General features: G+C 32.5%; 5 protein-coding genes and 2 tRNA genes. 5 read left to right on the forward strand and 2 right to left on the reverse strand.

Annotated elements, in window-relative coordinates:
* Together L981_RS34110 and L981_RS34115 are read right to left on the reverse strand one after the other, a co-directional pair.
* Positions 1 to 334: hypothetical protein (locus L981_RS34110; protein ID WP_043625822.1), on the reverse strand; the 334-nt coding region annotated here is incomplete at its 3' end.
* A 501-nt stretch (positions 335 to 835) separates the two neighbouring features.
* The gene (locus L981_RS34115; RefSeq protein WP_036851101.1) at positions 836 to 1,024 is read right to left on the reverse strand and encodes a hypothetical protein; all 189 of its coding nucleotides are present in this window, start codon (positions 1,022 to 1,024) and stop codon (positions 836 to 838) included.
* Positions 1,025 to 1,154: 130 nt separating this feature from the next.
* Here L981_RS34115 and L981_RS35875 point away from each other — a divergent pair, with 130 nt between their 5' ends.
* The 5 genes from L981_RS35875 to L981_RS30745 all read left to right on the forward strand — a co-directional run bounded on the left by L981_RS35875 (position 1,155) and on the right by L981_RS30745 (position 2,399).
* On the forward strand, positions 1,155 to 1,283 hold the full coding sequence (locus L981_RS35875; protein WP_015979565.1) for a hypothetical protein: 129 nt from the start codon (positions 1,155 to 1,157) through the stop codon (positions 1,281 to 1,283).
* Between the two features lie 4 nt (positions 1,284 to 1,287).
* Positions 1,288 to 1,419, forward strand: a complete 132-nt coding sequence (locus L981_RS35880) for a hypothetical protein (protein WP_015979566.1) — start codon at positions 1,288 to 1,290, stop codon at positions 1,417 to 1,419.
* Positions 1,416 to 1,898, forward strand: coding sequence for a hypothetical protein (locus tag L981_RS34120; protein ID WP_036851100.1), 483 nt, complete (start codon positions 1,416 to 1,418; stop codon positions 1,896 to 1,898). Before L981_RS35880 ends, L981_RS34120 begins: the two co-directional genes overlap by 4 nt.
* A gap of 289 nt (positions 1,899 to 2,187) precedes the next feature.
* Positions 2,188 to 2,258, forward strand: a tRNA-Trp gene (locus tag L981_RS30740).
* 69 nt (positions 2,259 to 2,327) lie between these two features.
* Positions 2,328 to 2,399 (forward strand) — tRNA-Pro (locus tag L981_RS30745).
* The last annotated feature ends 506 nt before the right edge of the window (positions 2,400 to 2,905 follow it).

The following is a 2,905-nucleotide window of genomic DNA, read 5'->3' on the forward strand; positions in this document are numbered from 1 at the left end:
CCCAACTTGCCAGTGATTTTTGATTAATGTTGTTTAAATATCTTTCGAAAGAATAAACTGTATGAAACTTTTGTTCATACTCAACTTTATTTGTTTCTTTGTTTATTGAGTATTTAAATGCTCTATCATACATAAAATTTAAGTAATCTGTGTGTAAATCTCCCAGAAGCGAATCATAATTGTCTCTTTTTTCTATTGTTTCTTTTGAAATTGCCTTACCTTTAGCTTTGCCTTTAGCTTTACCAACACGACATTTACGACCAGACTCTTTATATTTACATTTTGGGTTTTCTCCGTTACAATTAGAACAAAATTCTTGTTTAGGTCTAGCCATTTTTTTACCTCCTTTCTTGATGATAAATTAATTATATACTTTTATTTTAGACTTGTCAAGAATAAAAATATTGTTCGGAAATAACTATTGTTTTTATGCTTGTACATATTTATTGACATTTATTGTTCGGTTTTAGCTATTTTTTAATGTGCAAAAAAAACGTAGTAGAATATATTAACATTTAATTTGGTACACTAATAATTATTTTTCCGTACATTTTATTTTTCTTGTGTATTTAACATCTTTAACTTTAATGTGCAAAAAAAACGTAGTAGAATATATTAATCTTTAATTTCGGACACTAATAATTATTTTTTTACGAGTTGGAAAGCTCTAAGTTATAAATCACCTAATCAATCAAACAATAAGCTAATTGTGCTTACTGATACCATACTTTACAAACAGGACACACAATGCACTTACTTTCTGCCACTTCTAGTCAAATTGCGGTTAAGCGTAAAACAAAAGCCACTAAGGTGGCAATTATTTTTTTAATATAATTTATTTATTTTTCCCTAAATCAAAATGTATTGCTGGCTGACTATTCCATAGTTCTAATGTTTCCTTGTCTACTTCTGGTTGATTCATGTATTCTCTGTTCATTCTAGCTCTTGTATTAACTACTTTAATTTTAATACGTTTCTTGTATTCCTGTTGTCGTAAGTACATCAGATATTTATCTCTAGCCATAGTTACCTCCTATAAATAGTATAACACAAAATGCCTACAAAGTCAATCATAGCTTACATAACAGAGGATAAACCAAACCTGAAAAGTGCATTTGATATAATATATATATCAAGTTGAGAGAGGAAAGCAAATGACAGAGGAACAGCTACTATTTAAGCAAGAGACATTGTCAGAAGTTGACTTTAACGAGTTCTTACTTAACGCTGTTGAATGTGGTTTGATTAATCTTGATACAGCTTTAATTTTTAAGGGAGAATAAAGAAATGAATAAAGAGCATATTTTAGCACAAAAAGAAGTATTGACTCCGATTGAATATGAACACTATGTTAAGCACTTATTTGATATTGGAGAAATTACTAAAGAGCTTTATATTGAATTGAGTTCTGATTTATGAGCAAAGCCTTAGCTATTGACTTTAGCACCTCTAATACTGGTTACGCATTTCGTAATCCTTTGACAAATGAGTATGTAGTCGGTTCAATTGCAGGTGGTAAAAGTAAAGATCCTTTGGAACGTGCCAAGCTTATTGCTGACGGTATAACAGAAATTATTGAGCATTACAATTTATTTGACTACTTTATTTATATTGAAGAACCTATTATCACGTTCAAGTCTAAGGGAAACATCTCATTGATTAGAGCTAACGGTTCATTCTTGGGTGTCATGCGTAACCGTCATAACATTGGCTATGTTGATGTACCAAACAGTAAATGGTGTGGGTATCATCTAATTAAAGGTAAGAGTGCATTGCGAAAAGTACAAAGCATTGAGATACTCAAGAGCTATAACATAGTACCTGATAATGATATCAACGACGACATGGCAGACGCGTTCTGTATCTTACTCTATGTAGAAAGTCAGGAGAATGAATGATTGTAATTAATATTGCCTTGATTATTCTTGGCATTTTATATGGTGTAGGTTCGGTTACCAACTTTAAGGAGTGGTATTATCGCCATGACTATCTAGCTATTATGCTAAGTGTATTTACATCTATCTTATTGGTAGTGGCTGGAGTATTAAACGTTTTGAATTAAAAGAATAGGTGTACTGATTGACGGTACTTAAATGTCATAGAGTTGACAGCCAAGCATAGGGTGCAAACTGTAAAGCATACTGTTTGATTAAATGAGTACTAGCAACTAACAGCCCTTTGTATCTAGCGAACATAGTATAATGGTAATGCTACAGATTCCAAACCTGTAAACGTGGGTTCGATTCCTACTGTTCGTGTTCTCCTTTATTTTATTATATGTTATAAGTTATAGTTCTAGGTATTGAGCGTATTATGGCATATAGTAACAGGATATAGTGTTAATGGTAGCATGCGTGTTTTGGGAACATGTAGTGTTGGTTCGAGTCCAGCTATCCTGATGAGTGGTGTATAGTCCATAGACGAAGTGTTAAGCTATGGCACAACTATACAGATAACTGGTGCACGGTTATATCAGCTAACGAAAGTCCTAGTGTATTAAAGTGTCACAGGCATAACTAAGTGACAGCTGGTTAGAGTAATAAGGTGTACTAACGTGGTGTAGGGTTCGATTCCCTACTGCTCTATAATAAGATGCCAGCTACTGATAGTTAGTCATAGTTAGCAGTATAGTCTAATGGTAAACGTAGGTTCGATTCCTACTACTGCTATAAGACAAGGGGAGAAGCAAATGATTATATTATCTTTATTTATTATTATGTTGTTCATTAGTCCAAGTATAGCATTGTTGTTATTGCTATTGGTTATTAACCCAGTGTTCACGTTGCTATGGCTATTAGTGTGGCTTGCTATTAAACTATAAAGTAATTAGTAAAAGAAAATATTTTTTTATATATACTCCCCCCCATTAATCGCTATGTTAAGGGAAATTTTCAGACGGCAAGAT

Origin of the sequence: Ensifer sp. ZNC0028 (genome assembly GCF_000799055.1) — a bacterium.
Taxonomy (GTDB): Bacteria; Pseudomonadota; Alphaproteobacteria; order Rhizobiales; family Rhizobiaceae; genus Ensifer.